Here is a 14,466-nt window from a genome sequence, read left to right as displayed (position 1 = left end):
TAAATACCCTTAGAGTTCGTGCCTTGCACGCGCGATCGATGCAGGCCGGGAGTCGCCCCGGTCTGCACCACGCGCCTTTCACGCGTTACTCCGAGGGCCCCACTCTGAACCTCCCTGTCGACCACCCGACCGCCTGGCTTGCGCGGCTGATGCTGTGCTTCGCGTTCGCCGTTCCCGGCGTCGCCCAGGCCTTCGGCATCAAGGACGTCGAGGCGCGCGCGCGCACGCTCGCCGCCGACAGCTATCGCGCGCCGGCCACCAAGCTGCCGGCCGAACTCGCCGCGATCGATTACGACGCGTTGCGCGACATCCGTTTCAAGCCCGAGCGCGCGACCTGGCGCGCCGAGAAGCTGCCGTTCGAGCTGATGTATTTCCATCCGGGCAAGAATTTTCCGGACGCGGTGCGCATCAATGTCGTCGAGCCGCGCGGCCCGCGCCGCGTGGAGTTCGACACCGAGCTGTTCGACTACGGCCGCAACAAGATCGACCCGAAGAAACTGCGCAACGTCGGCTTCTCCGGGTTTCGCGTCCATTACCCGGTCAACACCCGCAACTACAAGGACGAGGTGCTGGTGTTCCTCGGCGCCAGCTACTTCCGTTCGGTCGGCAAGGGTCAGGTCTACGGGTTGTCGGCCCGGGGGCTCGCGATCAACACCGCGGTGCCATCGGGCGAGGACTTCGCGCGCTTCACGGAGTTCTGGATCGACCGCCCCGGCCGAGCCGACACCGCGCTGACGATCTACGCGCTGCTCGATTCCAAGCACCTGACCGGCGCGTACAAGTTCGTCGTCACGCCGGGCACCGAGACCGTCATCCAGGTCAGCGCCAAGCTCTACTTCCGCGAGGCGGTGGCCAAGCTCGGGATCGCGCCGCTGAACAGCATGTATTTCTTCGGCGACAACCAGCCCGGGCATCGGGACGACTACCGGCCCGAGGTGCACGACTCCGATGGGTTGTCCGTCTCGGTCGGCAATGGCGAGTGGGTGTGGCGGCCGCTGGTCAACCCGAAACGCCTGCTGGTGACCTCGTTCGCGTCGACGCAGCTGCAAGGCTTCGGCCTGATGCAGCGCGACCGTTCGACCGCGAGCTATGAAGACCCCGAGGCGCTGTACGAGCGTCGGCCGAGCGCCTGGGTCGAGCCCGGCGGCAAGTGGGGGCCTGGTCGGGTGGAACTGGTGCAGATCCCGACGCCCGACGAGACCAACGACAACATCGTCGCGTACTGGGTGCCCGACAAGGCGCCCGATCCGAAGAAGCCCTTCGACCTGGCCTACACGATGCGCTGGCAGCTCGATGGTCGGCTGCCGACCGGGCGCGCCTGGGTCGTGCAGACGCGGCGCGGACGCGGCTACGTCAAGCAGCCCGACGGGGACCTGAACTTCGTCGTCGACTTCGACGGTCCGCCGCTGCGCGAGCTGAAGCCGGAGGCCAAGCCCGAGCCGTTCGTGGAACTGGGCGGCAACGCGCAGTTGCGCGAGAAGAACCTGTTCCTGAATCCGGTGACCGGCATGTGGCGCCTGACGGTGCGGGTCAAGCGCGAGGACGCGGCCAAGCCGATCGAGATGCGCGCGCAGATCCGCGAGTCCGGCAAGGTGTTGACCGAGACCTGGAGCTACATCGTGCCGCCGGAATCGGAGAAGCCGTGAGCGACGACCTGCACCCGTCGGCGAACGGTCTGCCGGTGCCGCTGCCGCCGGTCCATCGGCGCTCGATGGCAACCCAGTCCTGGGCTGGCCATCCGCTGTGGCGGCCGGTGCGCCGGCTGTTGAAGGGGCGCGCGCCGCGGAGCTGGGAAGGCGCACCGAACGACCGCCACTTCATGCTGCGGCGCGTCGGGCTGATGCTGCTGGTGATCCTGGGCGCCGTGATCGGCACGGACTACATGGTCGACATCATGCCGGAGCATGGTCGCGACTGGGCCGAGCGCGGGCTGCTCGTGCTGTTCGCGATCCTGTTCGGTTGGGTCTCGGCCGGCTTCTGGACCGCCGTGCTCGGCGCGTGGGTGATGCTGCGCGGGCACGACCGCCATTCGGTCACCAACGTGCTGCACGGCGCGGGAGCCGCGATGCCGATCGCACCCGACGCGCGCACCGCCGTGATCATGCCGATCTGCAACGAGGACGTGGCTACCGTCTTCGCCGGCCTGCGCGCGACGTACGAGTCGCTGGCCGCTACCGGCTCGGCCGAGCGCTTCGATTTCTACGTGCTCAGCGACACCAACGATCCGGACGCGCGCGTCGCCGAGCAGGTCGCCTGGACGCACCTGACCGAGGCGCTCGCCGCCGCCGGTGACGCCGCCCGGGTCCACTACCGCTGGCGTCAGCACCGCACCCATCGCAAGGCCGGCAACGTGGCGGACTTCTGCCGCCGCTTCGGCGCCGACTACAAGTACATGATCGTGCTCGACGCCGACAGCGTGATGAGCGGCGAGTGCCTGGTCTCGCTGGTGCGCATGATGGAGGCGCACCCCGACACCGGCATCATCCAGACGGCGCCGCGCGCTGCCGGCCACGAGACCACGCACGCACGCATCCTGCAGTTCTGCTCGCGCGTCTACGGCCCGCTGTTCACGACCGGGCTGCACTACTGGCAGCTCGGCGAATCGCACTACTGGGGCCACAACGCGATCCTGCGCATCGAGCCGTTCATGGCGCAGTGCGCGCTGCCGCCGCTGCCGGGCAAGACCTCGCTGTCCGGCGGCGTGATGTCGCACGATTTCGTCGAGGCGGCGTTGATGCGCCGTGCCGGCTGGAAGGTCTGGATCGCGCACGACCTCGAAGGCAGCTACGAGCAGGTGCCGCCGAACCTGCTGGCCGAACTCGGCCGCGACCGGCGCTGGGCCCAGGGCAACCTGCAGAACTCGCGCCTGACGTTCGAGCCCGGCCTGCACCCGGTGCACCGCACGGTGTTTGTGACCGGCGTGCTGGCCTACCTGTCGTCGCCGTTCTGGCTCGCCTTCCTGCTGCTCTCGACGGTGCTGTTCGCGACCCACTCGCACGTCGTGCCGACCTATTTCACCGAGCCGTACCAGCTCTTCCCGAGCTGGCCGACCGCGAACTTCAAGCTGATGCTGACGCTGTTCGGCCTGACCGCGGTGCTGCTGCTGGCGCCGAAGGTGATCTCGCTGATCGCGATCCTGTCGCGCGGCGAGGGGCGGCGCTACGGCGGCGCCGGCAAGCTGCTGCTGAGCGCGTTGCTGGAGTTCCTGCACTCGGTGCTGCTCGCGCCGGTGCGCATGCTGTTCCACACCCAGTTCGTGCTGGCGGCGCTCGCCGGCATCAAGCTGGCGTGGAAGTCCCCGCCGCGCCACGACGCCGCGACCGGCTGGGGCGAGGCGTTCCGCCGCCACGTCGTGCACACGCTGCTCGCGGTGGCCTGGATCGTCGTGATCGTCATCAGCAGCACCGTGTTCCAGTGGTGGTTGTCGCCGGTGCTGGCGGGGCTGCTGCTGGCAATCCCACTGTCGGCCTGGACCAGCCGTGCCGCGCCGGGGCGCTGGCTGCGCCGGCGCGGCATCTTCCTGATCCCCGAAGAGCTGTCGCAACCGGCGGTGCTCGCCGAGGCCGACCGCTATGCCGCGGCGTTCGAAGTGCTGCCGGTCTTCACCGAGGCGGTGACCGATGCCGCTGTCCACACCGCCGTGCTGCGCTCGATTCCGGCGCGGCCCGCCGCGCAGGGCGCCAAGGCCGTGGCGCAGGCCCGCCTGGTCGAGCGCGCCGCCGCGGACGGCCCGGGAGCGCTGAGCAACGCCGACCGCCTGCGTCTGCTGGGCGATGCGCAGGCGCTGGCGGCGTTGCGCGCGCGGGTGCTGCGCGCGGGCGCGCATCCGGACTGGGGCGTCGCGGCCGTCGCGGCGCAGGGTGCCGTGTCGCCCGCGGCCCAAGACGCGGCGCAGGCCGAGGATTCGATCGCCTCCGCGCACTGAAGGACGAACCGCGCATGTCCGACGACATCTCCACCTTGCGCCGCATCCTGCGGGAGTGCCGCACGATCGCCGTCGTCGGGCTGTCCGGTGAATGGCATCGTCCCAGCTATTTCGCGGCCAAGTACATGCAGCAGCACGGGTACCGGATCATCCCGGTCAATCCGCGCTATGCCGAGGTGCTCGGCGTGCGCTGCTACCCCAGCCTCGACGCGATCGGCGAGCGCGTCGACATGGTCGACGTGTTCCGCCGCACCGAGGACGTGTTGCCGATCGCCCAGCAGGCCGTCGCGATCGGTGCCCGCTGCCTGTGGCAGCAGATCGGCGTCGTCAACCGCGAGGCCGCCGAACTCGCCCGCGCCGCGGGCCTGGACACCGTGATGGACCGCTGCGTCAAGATCGAGCACGCGCGCCTGTTCGGCGGGCTCCACTGGGCCGGCGTCAACACCCGCGTCATTTCCGCAAAGCGGCCGGTTTGACGGCTGGCTCGGGCGGGGAGTCGCCCATCAACCAGCGCGGGCCCGGTCCGCGACCGCCGGCCACGTCGCCTGGGTTGTAGAGCGCGCAACGCTGCAGCGAGAGGCATCCGCAGCCGATGCAGCCGGTGAGCTTGTCGCGCAGGCGGGTCAGGGCGTCGATGCGGGCGTCGATGAGCGGCGCCCACCCACGGGCGAGCCGGTTCCAGTCGGCGGCAGTCGGGGTGCGCCCGTCAGGCAGCGTGGCCAGTGCCGCGCCAATGGCATCCAGCGTCAGCCCGACCGCCTGCGCGGCCCGCACGAAGGCGACCCGGCGCAGCGTGCTGCGCGCGTACCGGCGGTGATTGCCGTCGCTGCGCGGGCTCTGGATGAGCCCGAGCGATTCGTAGTGGCGCAGCGCGCTGGTCGCCACGCCGCTGCGCTGCGCGAGTTCTCCGATCGTCATCGGGCCGTCGGTGCTCGGGTTCATGGCCGCCTCTTGACTTCAAGTGGACTTGAGATTTTAGGATCCGCATCGTGTTGATCAGGGACTCTTCATGAACGCACTCCACACGCTGCTCGACCGTGCCGCCGATCTGCCCGCCGAATACGGTGACGGGCTGACGAGCCACCTGCCGATGGCCCTGCATGCGCTGCAGCGGCTCGGCGCCACCGACGCACGCCTCGCGTCGTTCTTCGAGCGCTACGGCGCACGCTTCGGCGCGCGGCGCGACCCCGTGCCCACGGCGCGGCGCCTGGCCGACTGGACGACGTCGCGCGGGGACTGGGAAGCCTTCGGCGTGCTGCGCGCGCATTTCGCCGCGGCGCTGGCGGAGGAGGGCGCCACCGCGGTCCTGGCGGAAGCGCTGCCGCCGCTGTGGACCGGCATCGCCGCGGCAGCTTTCCACGGACCGATCCGCGCCGCCCACGCGGTCGAGGCCGGGCACGCCGGGGAACTGGCCACCGCGCTGGCCTATTGGGCGGCGCGCTGGCAGGCGGTCGAGGCCGTACCGCCGCCGCAGCCGCCGCTCGATTTCGACGCCTGGTTCGACCGGTTCGTCGACGCCGGCGTGGCCGCCGCGATAGACGCGCCGCTGATCTCGGGGCGCATCGCGAAAGCGAGCGCGACACCCATCTTCCGCGCCGATGCTGCGCGACTCATACCGCCCGCCGACGCGGTCGGCACGCTCGCGCGCCATGCCGCCCGGCTCTACGCGCAGTCGCGCAACTTCACCGTGCTGCACATCGTCACCGCGGCGCGCGCGGTGCGCGTGCTGAGCGCGTTCGCGGCGCCGGCCGATCCGGCGCTCTGGCCAGCGGTGGCGGCCGCGCTGATGGCGGCGCAGGTGCAACGCCGCGGCGCCGACACCGCTGGCGCGTGGGGATGGGCGGAGGTGAACGCCGCGGCGATCGACTCCGACGACGACCACGTGATCAAGCTCGTGCACGCCTGCATGGAGCACGCGAAGCACGACCCCGACCCCGCGTTCCTTGCCGCCGCCCGCTGCGCCGTCAGTTGAGGCCAAGCCGCTGCTGGTAGATTGGGCGGATGGCCGATCACTCCTTCCAGCCCGAGACGCTCGCGATCCACGCCGGGCAGATCCCGGACGCCGCCACCGGCGCGCGCGCGTTGCCGATCTACCAGACCACCAGCTTCGTGTTCGACAGCGCCGACCACGCGGCCAGCCTGTTCAACCTGCAGACCTTCGGCAACGTCTACTCGCGGCTGTCGAACCCGACCGTCGCTGCGCTCGAGGAGCGGGTCGCGGCGCTCGAAGGCGGCCGCGCGGCGCTGGCGTCGGCCAGCGGCATGGCGTCGGAAGCGATGGCGCTGATGACGCTGCTGCAGCAGGGCGACCACGTCGTCGCGGCCGGCGCGCTGTACGGCGGCTCGGTCAGCATGCTGGCGGTGAACCTGCGCAAGCTCGGGATCGACACCACCTTCGTCGATGTCGGCTCGGTCGATGCGTTCGCCGCCGCGATGCGACCCAACACCCGGGCCGTATTTGCCGAGAGCCTGGGGAACCCGAGCCTGACGGTGCTCGACATCGCCGCGGTCGCCGAGGTCGCGCACGCGCACGGCGTGCCGCTGATCGTCGACAACACGGTGCCGTCGCCATTCCTGTGCAACCCGATCCGCTTCGGCGCCGACATCGTCGTGCACTCGGCCACCAAGTACCTGGCCGGCCACGGCACGACGCTGGGGGGCGTGATCGTCGAGAGTGGCAAATTTCCATGGGACAACGGCAAGTTTCCGGGCATGACCGAGCCGTCGCCCGGCTACCACGGCGTCAAGTTCTACGAGACCTTTGGCGACTTCGGCTTCACGATGCGCGCGCGCATGGAGACGCTGCGGGTGTATGGCGCCGCGCTGTCGCCGATGAGCGCGTGGCAGATCCTGCAAGGCGTCGAGACGCTGCACGTTCGGATGGAGCGGCATTGCGCGAACGCGCGTCGCGTCGCCGACTTCCTGCGCGCGCATCCGCGCGTCAGCTGGGTCAACTATCCGGGCCTGGCCGACCACCCGCAGCATGCGCTGGTCACGAAGCAGATGCGGACGGTCGACGGCGCGCCGGGCGCGTCGGGGCTGCTGGCTTTCGGCGTCAAGGGCGGCTTGCCCGCCGGCGTGAAGTTCATCGAGGCGGCGCAGTTCATGAGCCACCTGGCGAACATCGGCGACACCCGCACGCTGATCATCCACCCGGCCTCGACGACGCATCGCCAGCTCGACGATGCGCAGCAACTCGCCGCGGGCGTGCTGCCGGACATGGTGCGGATGTCGGTCGGCATCGAACACATCGACGACATCCTGTGGGACATTGATCAGGCCCTTGCGGCCAGCGGAGACGAACGATGAGCGAACACATGTACGAGCTGGGCTTGCCCAAGAACGCCGCGAACTTCGTCGCGCTGTCGCCGATCAGCTTCGTCGAGCGCAGTGCCGAGGTCTTCGGCGACCTGCCGGCGGTGATCCACGGCGCTCGCCGATACAACTGGCGCGAGTTGCGCGACCGCTCGGCGCGCCTCGCGGCGGCGCTGCGCGCCCTGGGCGTCGGTCGGCTCGACACGGTCAGCGTCATGTTGCCGAACACGCCCGAGATGGTGGAGGTGCACTACGCAGTTCCGGCTCTCAACGCCGTGCTCAACACGCTGAACACGCGGCTCGATGCACGCCTGCTCGCCTGGCAGATGAACCACTGCGAAGCCAAGGTGCTGATCACCGACCGCGAGTTCGCCCCGCTGATCGGCGCCGCGCTGCGCGTGCTGCGGGAAGAGCACGGCCGCACGCCGATCGTGATCGACGTGAGCGACAGCGAGTTCACCGGCGCCGGCGAGCGCCTCGGCGCACACGACTACGAAGCGCTGCTCGACGCGCATCCGCCGCTGGAACGCCTCGACGGCCCGCGCGACGAATGGGACGCCATCGCGGTTTCGTACACCTCGGGCACGACCGGCGATCCGAAGGGTGTCGTCACCCACCACCGCGGCGCGTACCTGAATTCGGTCTGCAATGCCGCGACCTGGACGATGCCGCATTTCCCGACGTATCTGTGGACGCTGCCGATGTTCCACTGCAATGGCTGGTGCTTCCCGTGGACGATCGCGCTGCTCGGCGGCACGCACGTCTGCCTTCGCAAGGTCGACGCGGCGAACATCCTCGCGGCGATGCGCGACCACGGCGTCGACCACTACTGCGCCGCGCCGATCGTGCACAACCTGTTGATCTCGGCGCCGGCCGAACTGCGCGCCGGCATCGGCCAGAAGGTGCGCGGCATGGTGGCCGGCGCAGCGCCGTCGGCCGCGATGATCGAGGGCATGGCCAAGCTCGGCATCGACATCACCCACACCTACGGGCTGACCGAGGTCTACGGGCCGGCCTCGGTGGCCGTCAAGCGCGCGGGCTGGGGCGGCGAAGGCCTGTCGGAGCAGGCCCGCCTGAACGGTCGGCAAGGCGTGCGCTACGGCTTGCAGGAGGGCATGACGGTGATGGACCCCGAGACCCTGGTCGAGACGCCGCCCGACGCGACCACGATGGGCGAGATCATGTTCCGCGGCAACATCGTGATGAAGGGCTACCTGAAGAACCCGGCGGCGACGCAGAAGGCGTTCGAGGGCGGCTGGTTCCACACCGGCGACCTGGCGGTGATGGAGCCGGACCGCTACGTCAAGATCAAGGACCGCAGCAAGGACATCATCATCTCCGGCGGCGAGAACATCTCGTCGCTCGAGGTCGAGGACGCGCTGTACCGGCACCCGGCGGTGCTCGCCTGTGCAGTGGTCGCGAAGGCCGACGACAAGTGGGGCGAGACGCCGGTCGCGTTCGTCGAGCTGCGGCCCGATGCGCCTGCCGTGACGGCCGGCGACCTGATCGCCCATTGCAAGGGCCTGCTGGCCGGCTACAAGCTGCCGCGCGAGGTGCGCTTCGAGGAGATTCCGAAGACCTCCACTGGCAAGATCCAGAAGTTCGCGCTGCGCGAACGCACGAAAGGCACGTCATGACCCCCACCGATCCGCTGGTGCTGCGCACGCGCGACGCGCGCGGCGTCGTCACGCTGACGCTGAACCGGCCGCAGGCCTTCAACGCGCTGTCCGAGGCACTGCTGACGGCGTTGCAGCAGGAACTCGACGGCGTCGCCGAGGACGCCGGCGCGCGCGTCGTCGTGCTCGCCGCCTCAGGCAAGGCGTTTTGCGCCGGCCACGACCTCAAGGAGATGCGCGCCGCGCCGTCGCTGGACTACTACCAGCGCCTGTTCGCCCAGTGCGGCGCGATGATGCTGAGCGTGCAGAAGCTGCCGGTGCCGGTGATCGCGCGGGTGCAGGGCATCGCGACGGCAGCGGGCTGCCAGCTGGTCGCGATGTGCGACCTGGCGGTGGCGGCGAGCGACGCGCGCTTCGCGGTCAGCGGCATCAATGTCGGCCTGTTCTGTTCCACGCCCAGCGTCGCGCTGTCGCGCAATCTGGCCCGCAAGGCCGCGTTCGAGATGCTGGTCACCGGTGAGTTCATCAGCGCCGCGCAGGCGCTCGACAAGGGCCTGGTGAACCGCGTCGCGGCGCCGGACCGGCTGGACGCCGAGATCGAGTCGCTGGTCGCCAGCATCGTCGCCAAGCCGCGGGTCGCGATCGCGATGGGCAAGCAGCTGTTCTACCGCCAGCTCGAGACCGGCATCGAAGCCGCTTACGAAGACGCCGCGCAGACCATGGCCTGCAACATGATGGATGTCAGCGCGCTCGAGGGCGTGCAGGCCTTCATCGACAAGCGCGCGCCCGACTGGCACTGAGCGCCGGCCGCGCCGGCTACTTCTTCGCCAGCCAGCCCAGCAGCGCGCGCAGCTGCGGCTCGGTGCCGGTGTCGAACTCCTTGATGCCGATGCGCTGCAGCGTCGCCTGGCCGGCCTCGGTGTCCTTCAGCTGCCCGAGCGCCTTCTGGATCGCGACGATCTGCGCCGGTGTGACCTTGGCGTTGGCGATCAGCGGGAAATAGGGCTGCGCGATGCTCTTGTGGATCAGCGTCGCGCCGTCCTTCTCGAAGTCCTTGCGGGCGCCCGAGTACGAGGCCACCGCACCGACATCGCCGAAGCCGTTGTCCAGGAAGAACTTCACCGCGGCCTGCTCGCGCACGAACTGCACCTTCTCGCTCGTGGCCGTGATGCCGCGGTCACGCAGCTCGGCGGTGCAGAAACGCGCCATGTAGGAGACCTGCTCCGGCAGCACCCAGCGCTGGCCCTTGGCCTGGTCGAGCGTCTTGATCGGCGACCCCTTGCGGGTGAACAGCATGCACTGGCCGTCGGGCTTGGCGGTGGCGACATAGCGGTAGCCATAGTCCTGGATGCCGCGCGCCGGGAAGTCGCTCGGCCGCGCCATCACGTAGTTCAGCCGGCCGCTGCGCATGCCTTCCTCGAGCTGGGCGAACTCGCGGACGAAGACGACGCGCACCTGCTGCTTGGCCGCCGCGCCGATCGCCTGCGCCAGATCGCCGTACTTGGCGATCACGCGCGCGTGGTCGGTGCCGCCGGACGTGCCCTCGCTGATGCCGAGCACGATCTCGTTCGGCTCCGGGGCCGATTGCGACCAGGCGGGCAGGGCGGAGGCAATCAGCACACCCAGCAGCGTGGCAACGCGCACGGCCGATCGAATCGGAATCATCATCTGTCTCCAGGACGCCCCACGGGCCTACCGGCTCTATCGGCGCGCCATGCCCGCGACGAAGGGCGGCCGTGCAATCAAACGTTACGGTGCCGACGGCGCGATCGGTGCCAGCGCCAGCTGCACGTGCACTACGCCGTCCTCCTCGGGCGACACGGTCATCGGCAGGCCGCTGCGGGCAAAGACCCGCAGCATCGGCAGATTGCGGGCCAGCACCTCGGCGTCGAAGCGCTCGATACCGTCGTCTCGCGCCAGTGCGGTGAGCACGTCCAGCAACTTGCCGCTGATGCCCTGGCCCTGGACGTCTTCCTCGACCGCGAACGCCACTTCCGCGGCGCGGGCACCGGTCGCCGCCGGCAAGGTCACGTAGCCGCCGCTGCCGACGATGATCTCGCCGGCTTCCGTCGGCAGCGTCACGACCAGCACCACCCGCTCGTGGAAGTCGGGGTCGCACAGGCGGTCCAGGTCGGCCTCGCTCAACTCGTGCTTGAACGAGAAGTAGCGCAGGTAGACCGACTCGGGTTCGAGCGCGTGGAACGCCGCCTGCAGCCGGTCGCGGTCGTCCGGGCGGATCGCGCGCACCACCGCCACGCTGCCGCCCCGCAGCGTGAACGCCTCGCGGAAGCGGCGTGCCGCGTCGTTCATGCGCGCGGCCTACATGCCGGCGTAGTTCGGGCCGCCGCCGCCTTCGGGCGCGACCCAGACGATGTTCTGCGTCGGGTCCTTGATGTCGCAGGTCTTGCAGTGCACGCAGTTCTGCGCGTTGATCTGCAGGCGGTCCGTGTTGTCGGCGTTCTTGACGAACTCGTAGACGCCGGCCGGGCAGTAGCGGCTCTCGGGGCCGGCGTACTTGGCCAGGTTCACCGTGACCGGGATGCTCGCGTCCTTCAGCGTCAGGTGCGCCGGCTGGTGCTCGTTGTGGTTGGTGTTGCTGATGAACACGCTCGACAGCCGGTCGAAGGTCAGCTTGCCGTCGGGCTTGGGGTAGGTGATCTGCGGGCAGTCGGCGGCCGGCTTCAGGCGGGTGTGGTCGGCCTCGGTGCGGTGGATCGTCCACGGCGGCGACTTCACGCCCATCATCGGCAGCAGCCACTGCTCGATGCCGGTCATGAACGAGCCGACGTACACGCCTTTCTTGAACCACTGCTTGAAGTTGCGCGACTGGTCGAGCTCGGCCTTCAGCCAGCTGGTCTCGAACGACTGCGGGTAGGCGCTCAGCTCGTCGTGCTGGCGACCGGCGGTGACGGCGGCGAACGCCGCATCGGCCGCCAGCATGCCGGTCTTGATCGCGGCGTGGCTGCCTTTGATGCGCGCGGCGTTCAGCGTGCCGGCCTCGCAGCCGATCAGCGCGCCGCCCGGGAACACCAGCTTCGGCAGGCTCAGCAGCCCGCCGGCGGTGATGGCGCGCGCGCCGTAGCCGATGCGCTTGCCGCCCTCCAGAAACGCCTTGATGCGCGGGTGCGTCTTCCAGCGCTGCATCTCCTCGAACGGGCTCAGCCACGGGTTCTGGTAGTCCAGGCCGACGACCAGCCCGAGCGTCACCAGGTTGCCCTCGAGGTGGTACAGGAAGCCGCCGCCGTAGGTCATCGGGTCCATCGGCCAACCGGCGGTGTGCACCACGAGGCCGGGCTGGTGCTTGGCCGGGTCGATCTCCCACAGCTCCTTGACGCCGATCGCGTAGGACTGCGGGTCCTTGCCGGCGTCGAGCTTGAAGTTGGCGATCAGCTGGCGGCCGAGCTGGCCGCGCGCGCCCTCGGCGAACACCGTGTACTTGGCATGCAGCTCCATGCCGAGCTGGAACTCGCCGGTGAGCTCGCCGTTCTTGTCGACGCCCATGTTGCCGGTGGCGATGCCCTTGACGCTGCCGTTGTCGTTGTAGAGCACTTCCGTCGCGGCGAAGCCCGGGAAGATCTCGACACCCAGCCCCTCGGCCTGCCGCGCGAGCCAGCGCACCACGTTGCCCAGGCTGATGACGTAGTTGCCTTCGTTGTGGAAGCAGTCGGGGATCAGGAAGCTCGGCGTGTCGAACGCGCCGGTCTCGCTCAGGAACAGCACCTGGTCGGCGGTGACGGGCTGGTTCAGCGGCGCGCCCAGTTCCTTCCAGTTCGGCAGCAGCTCGGTCAGCGCCTTCGGGTCCATCACGGCGCCGCTCAGGATGTGGGCGCCGGGCTCGGAGCCCTTCTCGAGCACGACGACCGAGATCTCCTTGCCCTGCTCGGCGGCGAGCTGCTTCAGGCGGATCGCCGTGGCGAGGCCGCCGGGGCCGCCGCCGACGACGACCACGTCGTATTCCATCGCTTCGCGCGGGCCATGTGCGGCAAGGATTTCAGCGGGCGTCATGCGGCTTCCTTCGGGTTGTCATTGGCGGTGGATTCTAGGCGCGCAGGCGCCCCGAACAGCCCCTTGCCGCGCGGGTTGGAGGAGGCTCCCCAACACCGGCTGCGTGCTATCGTGCCTGCGCATTCACGCATCCGTGGGAGAGACGAGCACATGAGCTACAACATCGATCTGTCGGGCCGCGTCGCGCTGGTGACGGGCGCGTCCAGCGGCCTGGGCGAGCAGTTCGCCAAGACGCTCGCGAAGGCCGGCGCCGGCGTGGTGCTCGCCGGGCGCCGCATCGAGCGCCTGAAGACGCTGCGCGCCGAGATCGAAGGCGACGGCGGCGATGCGCACGTCGTGACGCTGGACGTGACCGACCGCGACAGCATCAAGTCGGCGGTCGCGCATGCCGAGACCGAGATGGGCACGATCGACATCCTGGTCAACAACTCCGGCGTCGGCACGACCCAGCTGCTGACCGAGGTCACCGAGGACGACTACGACTACGTCTTCAACACCAACACCCGCGGCGCGTTCTTCGTCGCGCAGGAGGTCGGCAAGCGGATGATCGCGCGCTCCAAGGGCGCGGCCCCCGGCACCTTCACCGGCGGGCGCATCGTCAACATCGCGTCGATGGCCGGCATCAAGCCGCTGAGCCGGATCGGCGTCTACGCGATGAGCAAGGCGGCGGTCGTGCACATGACGCGCGCGATGGCGCTGGAATGGGGCCGCTACGGCATCAACGTCAACGCGATCTGCCCGGGCTACATCGACACCGAGATCAACCACCACCAGTGGAGCACCGAGCAGGGACGCAAGCTGATCGAGATGCTGCCGCGCAAGCGCGTCGGCCAGCCGTCCGATCTGGACGCGGTGCTGATGATGCTGGTCGCGAACGAGAGCCACTTCGTCAACGGCGCGGTGATCCAGGCCGACGACGGCTTCGGCGTCTAGGCATGCAGCTTCGGCCCCTGTCGCTGCTGGAAGCACGCGTGCTGGGCGTGCTGATCGAGAAGGCCCACACGGTGCCCGACAGCTACCCGCTGTCGCTCAACTCGCTGACGCTGGGCTGCAACCAGAAGACCGCCCGCGAGCCGGTGCTGAACGCGCTGGAAGCCGAAGTGCAGGACGCGGTGCTGGCATTGAAGGCGTTGAACCTCGTGTTCGAGGCCAGCGGCTCGCGCGTGACGCGCTACGAGCACAACGCGGGGCGGGCGCTCGCGCTGCCGTCGCAATCGATCGCGCTGCTGGCCACGCTGGTGCTGCGCGGGCCGCAGACGGTGTCGGAGCTGCGCACGGCCTCCGAGCGGTTGCACAAGTTCGCCGACCTGTCGTCGGTCGAAGGTTTTCTCGACGAGCTCGCGGCGCGGGCGAACGAGAAGGGCGGCGCGCTGGTCGTCAAGCTGCCGCGCGCCCCGGGCGCACGCGAGCCGCGCTGGGCGCATCTGCTCAGCGGCGCGGTCGACATCTCGTCGATGCCGGTCGCCGCCGACTCGGCCGATTTCGTCGCCGCCAGCGAACTGGTGGCGCTGAAGGCGCAGCAGGGCGCGATGCAGGCCGAGCTGACCGAACTGCGCGGTCTGGTCGAGCGCCTGTATGCCGAACTTGGCGTGACCCGCACCTGAA

Annotated in this window: 13 protein-coding genes; 9 read left to right on the top strand and 4 right to left on the bottom strand. The window is 69.6% G+C overall.

Features of this window, described 5'->3' with window-relative positions; all coding sequences use genetic code 11:
- The first annotated feature begins 149 nt into the window (after window positions 1-149).
- Genes ASC76_RS18500 through ASC76_RS18490 form a run of 3 tightly spaced genes read left to right on the top strand, consistent with a single transcriptional unit; the run spans window position 150 to window position 4,401 of the window.
- Window positions 150-1,646 carry a glucan biosynthesis protein G gene (locus ASC76_RS18500; protein WP_056469732.1) on the top strand — a complete coding sequence of 499 codons (1,497 nt, stop codon included), beginning with the start codon at window positions 150-152 and terminating at the stop codon, window positions 1,644-1,646.
- Window positions 1,643-3,925 (top strand): glucans biosynthesis glucosyltransferase MdoH, encoded by a 2,283-nt coding sequence (gene mdoH, locus ASC76_RS18495; protein WP_056469731.1) that lies wholly within the window; start codon window positions 1,643-1,645, stop codon window positions 3,923-3,925. Before ASC76_RS18500 ends, mdoH begins: the two co-directional genes overlap by 4 nt.
- A 14-nt stretch (window positions 3,926-3,939) precedes the next feature.
- Window positions 3,940-4,401, top strand: coding sequence for a CoA-binding protein (locus tag ASC76_RS18490; protein WP_056469728.1), 462 nt, complete (start codon window positions 3,940-3,942; stop codon window positions 4,399-4,401).
- Here ASC76_RS18490 and soxR read toward each other — a convergent pair.
- Window positions 4,376-4,867: a redox-sensitive transcriptional activator SoxR gene (gene soxR / locus ASC76_RS18485; RefSeq protein ID WP_056469726.1), complete on the bottom strand. Its 492-nt coding sequence runs from the start codon at window positions 4,865-4,867 to the stop codon at window positions 4,376-4,378. The genes ASC76_RS18490 and soxR overlap by 26 nt on opposite strands.
- Before the next feature lie 67 nt (window positions 4,868-4,934).
- On the opposite strand from soxR, the gene ASC76_RS18480 reads away from it, so the two are divergent.
- The 4 genes from ASC76_RS18480 to ASC76_RS18465 are packed head-to-tail and all read left to right on the top strand — an operon-like array spanning window position 4,935 to window position 9,656.
- Window positions 4,935-5,897 carry a questin oxidase family protein gene (locus tag ASC76_RS18480; protein ID WP_056469723.1) on the top strand — a complete coding sequence of 321 codons (963 nt, stop codon included), beginning with the start codon at window positions 4,935-4,937 and terminating at the stop codon, window positions 5,895-5,897.
- Window positions 5,898-5,926: 29 nt separating this feature from the next.
- Window positions 5,927-7,234 (top strand): O-acetylhomoserine aminocarboxypropyltransferase/cysteine synthase family protein, encoded by a 1,308-nt coding sequence (locus tag ASC76_RS18475; RefSeq protein WP_056469720.1) that lies wholly within the window; start codon window positions 5,927-5,929, stop codon window positions 7,232-7,234.
- Complete coding sequence (locus ASC76_RS18470) at window positions 7,231-8,877, top strand: acyl-CoA synthetase (protein WP_056469718.1); 1,647 nt, start codon at window positions 7,231-7,233, stop codon at window positions 8,875-8,877. The genes ASC76_RS18475 and ASC76_RS18470 overlap by 4 nt, the downstream gene beginning before the upstream one ends.
- The gene (locus ASC76_RS18465) at window positions 8,874-9,656 is read left to right on the top strand and encodes an enoyl-CoA hydratase (protein WP_056469715.1); all 783 of its coding nucleotides are present in this window, start codon (window positions 8,874-8,876) and stop codon (window positions 9,654-9,656) included. Before ASC76_RS18470 ends, ASC76_RS18465 begins: the two co-directional genes overlap by 4 nt.
- A 16-nt stretch (window positions 9,657-9,672) precedes the next feature.
- On the opposite strand, the gene ASC76_RS18460 is transcribed toward ASC76_RS18465, so the two are convergent.
- The 3 genes from ASC76_RS18460 to ASC76_RS18450 form a co-directional block, all read right to left on the bottom strand.
- Window positions 9,673-10,521: a phosphate/phosphite/phosphonate ABC transporter substrate-binding protein gene (locus ASC76_RS18460; protein WP_056471106.1), complete on the bottom strand. Its 849-nt coding sequence runs from the start codon at window positions 10,519-10,521 to the stop codon at window positions 9,673-9,675.
- Between the two features lie 84 nt (window positions 10,522-10,605).
- The gene (locus ASC76_RS18455; protein ID WP_056469712.1) at window positions 10,606-11,166 is read right to left on the bottom strand and encodes a GNAT family N-acetyltransferase; all 561 of its coding nucleotides are present in this window, start codon (window positions 11,164-11,166) and stop codon (window positions 10,606-10,608) included.
- A 9-nt stretch (window positions 11,167-11,175) separates the two neighbouring features.
- Entirely contained in the window at window positions 11,176-12,861 is a 1,686-nt protein-coding gene (locus tag ASC76_RS18450; RefSeq protein ID WP_056469709.1) for an electron transfer flavoprotein-ubiquinone oxidoreductase, read from the bottom strand.
- A gap of 150 nt (window positions 12,862-13,011) precedes the next feature.
- Here ASC76_RS18450 and ASC76_RS18445 point away from each other — a divergent pair, with 150 nt between their 5' ends.
- Together ASC76_RS18445 and ASC76_RS18440 are read left to right on the top strand one after the other, a co-directional pair.
- Window positions 13,012-13,794: an SDR family oxidoreductase gene (locus ASC76_RS18445; protein ID WP_056469706.1), complete on the top strand. Its 783-nt coding sequence runs from the start codon at window positions 13,012-13,014 to the stop codon at window positions 13,792-13,794.
- A gap of 2 nt (window positions 13,795-13,796) precedes the next feature.
- Window positions 13,797-14,465, top strand: coding sequence for a YceH family protein (locus ASC76_RS18440; RefSeq protein WP_056469700.1), 669 nt, complete (start codon window positions 13,797-13,799; stop codon window positions 14,463-14,465).
- The last annotated feature ends 1 nt before the right edge of the window (window position 14,466 follow it).

It is taken from the genome of Rhizobacter sp. Root404, from assembly GCF_001425865.1.
Lineage (GTDB): Bacteria > Pseudomonadota > Gammaproteobacteria > Burkholderiales > Burkholderiaceae_C > LMDS01.
This window is presented reverse-complemented; position numbering and strand designations above follow the sequence as displayed.

Excerpts from the sequence above, each read along its gene's own strand:
- ASC76_RS18480 (WP_056469723.1), top strand. The coding sequence starts at position 4,935 with ATGAACGCACTCCACACGCTGCTCGACCGTGCCGCCGATCTGCCCGCC.
- ASC76_RS18490 (WP_056469728.1), top strand. The coding sequence starts at position 3,940 with ATGTCCGACGACATCTCCACCTTGCGCCGCATCCTGCGGGAGTGCCGC.
- ASC76_RS18475 (WP_056469720.1), top strand. The coding sequence starts at position 5,927 with ATGGCCGATCACTCCTTCCAGCCCGAGACGCTCGCGATCCACGCCGGG.
- ASC76_RS18450 (WP_056469709.1), bottom strand. The coding sequence starts at position 12,861 with ATGACGCCCGCTGAAATCCTTGCCGCACATGGCCCGCGCGAAGCGATG.
- ASC76_RS18445 (WP_056469706.1), top strand. The coding sequence starts at position 13,012 with ATGAGCTACAACATCGATCTGTCGGGCCGCGTCGCGCTGGTGACGGGC.
- soxR (WP_056469726.1), bottom strand. The coding sequence starts at position 4,867 with ATGAACCCGAGCACCGACGGCCCGATGACGATCGGAGAACTCGCGCAG.
- ASC76_RS18440 (WP_056469700.1), top strand. The coding sequence starts at position 13,797 with ATGCAGCTTCGGCCCCTGTCGCTGCTGGAAGCACGCGTGCTGGGCGTG.
- ASC76_RS18500 (WP_056469732.1), top strand. The coding sequence starts at position 150 with ATGCTGTGCTTCGCGTTCGCCGTTCCCGGCGTCGCCCAGGCCTTCGGC.
- ASC76_RS18465 (WP_056469715.1), top strand. The coding sequence starts at position 8,874 with ATGACCCCCACCGATCCGCTGGTGCTGCGCACGCGCGACGCGCGCGGC.
- ASC76_RS18455 (WP_056469712.1), bottom strand. The coding sequence starts at position 11,166 with ATGAACGACGCGGCACGCCGCTTCCGCGAGGCGTTCACGCTGCGGGGC.
- ASC76_RS18470 (WP_056469718.1), top strand. The coding sequence starts at position 7,231 with ATGAGCGAACACATGTACGAGCTGGGCTTGCCCAAGAACGCCGCGAAC.
- ASC76_RS18460 (WP_056471106.1), bottom strand. The coding sequence starts at position 10,521 with ATGATTCCGATTCGATCGGCCGTGCGCGTTGCCACGCTGCTGGGTGTG.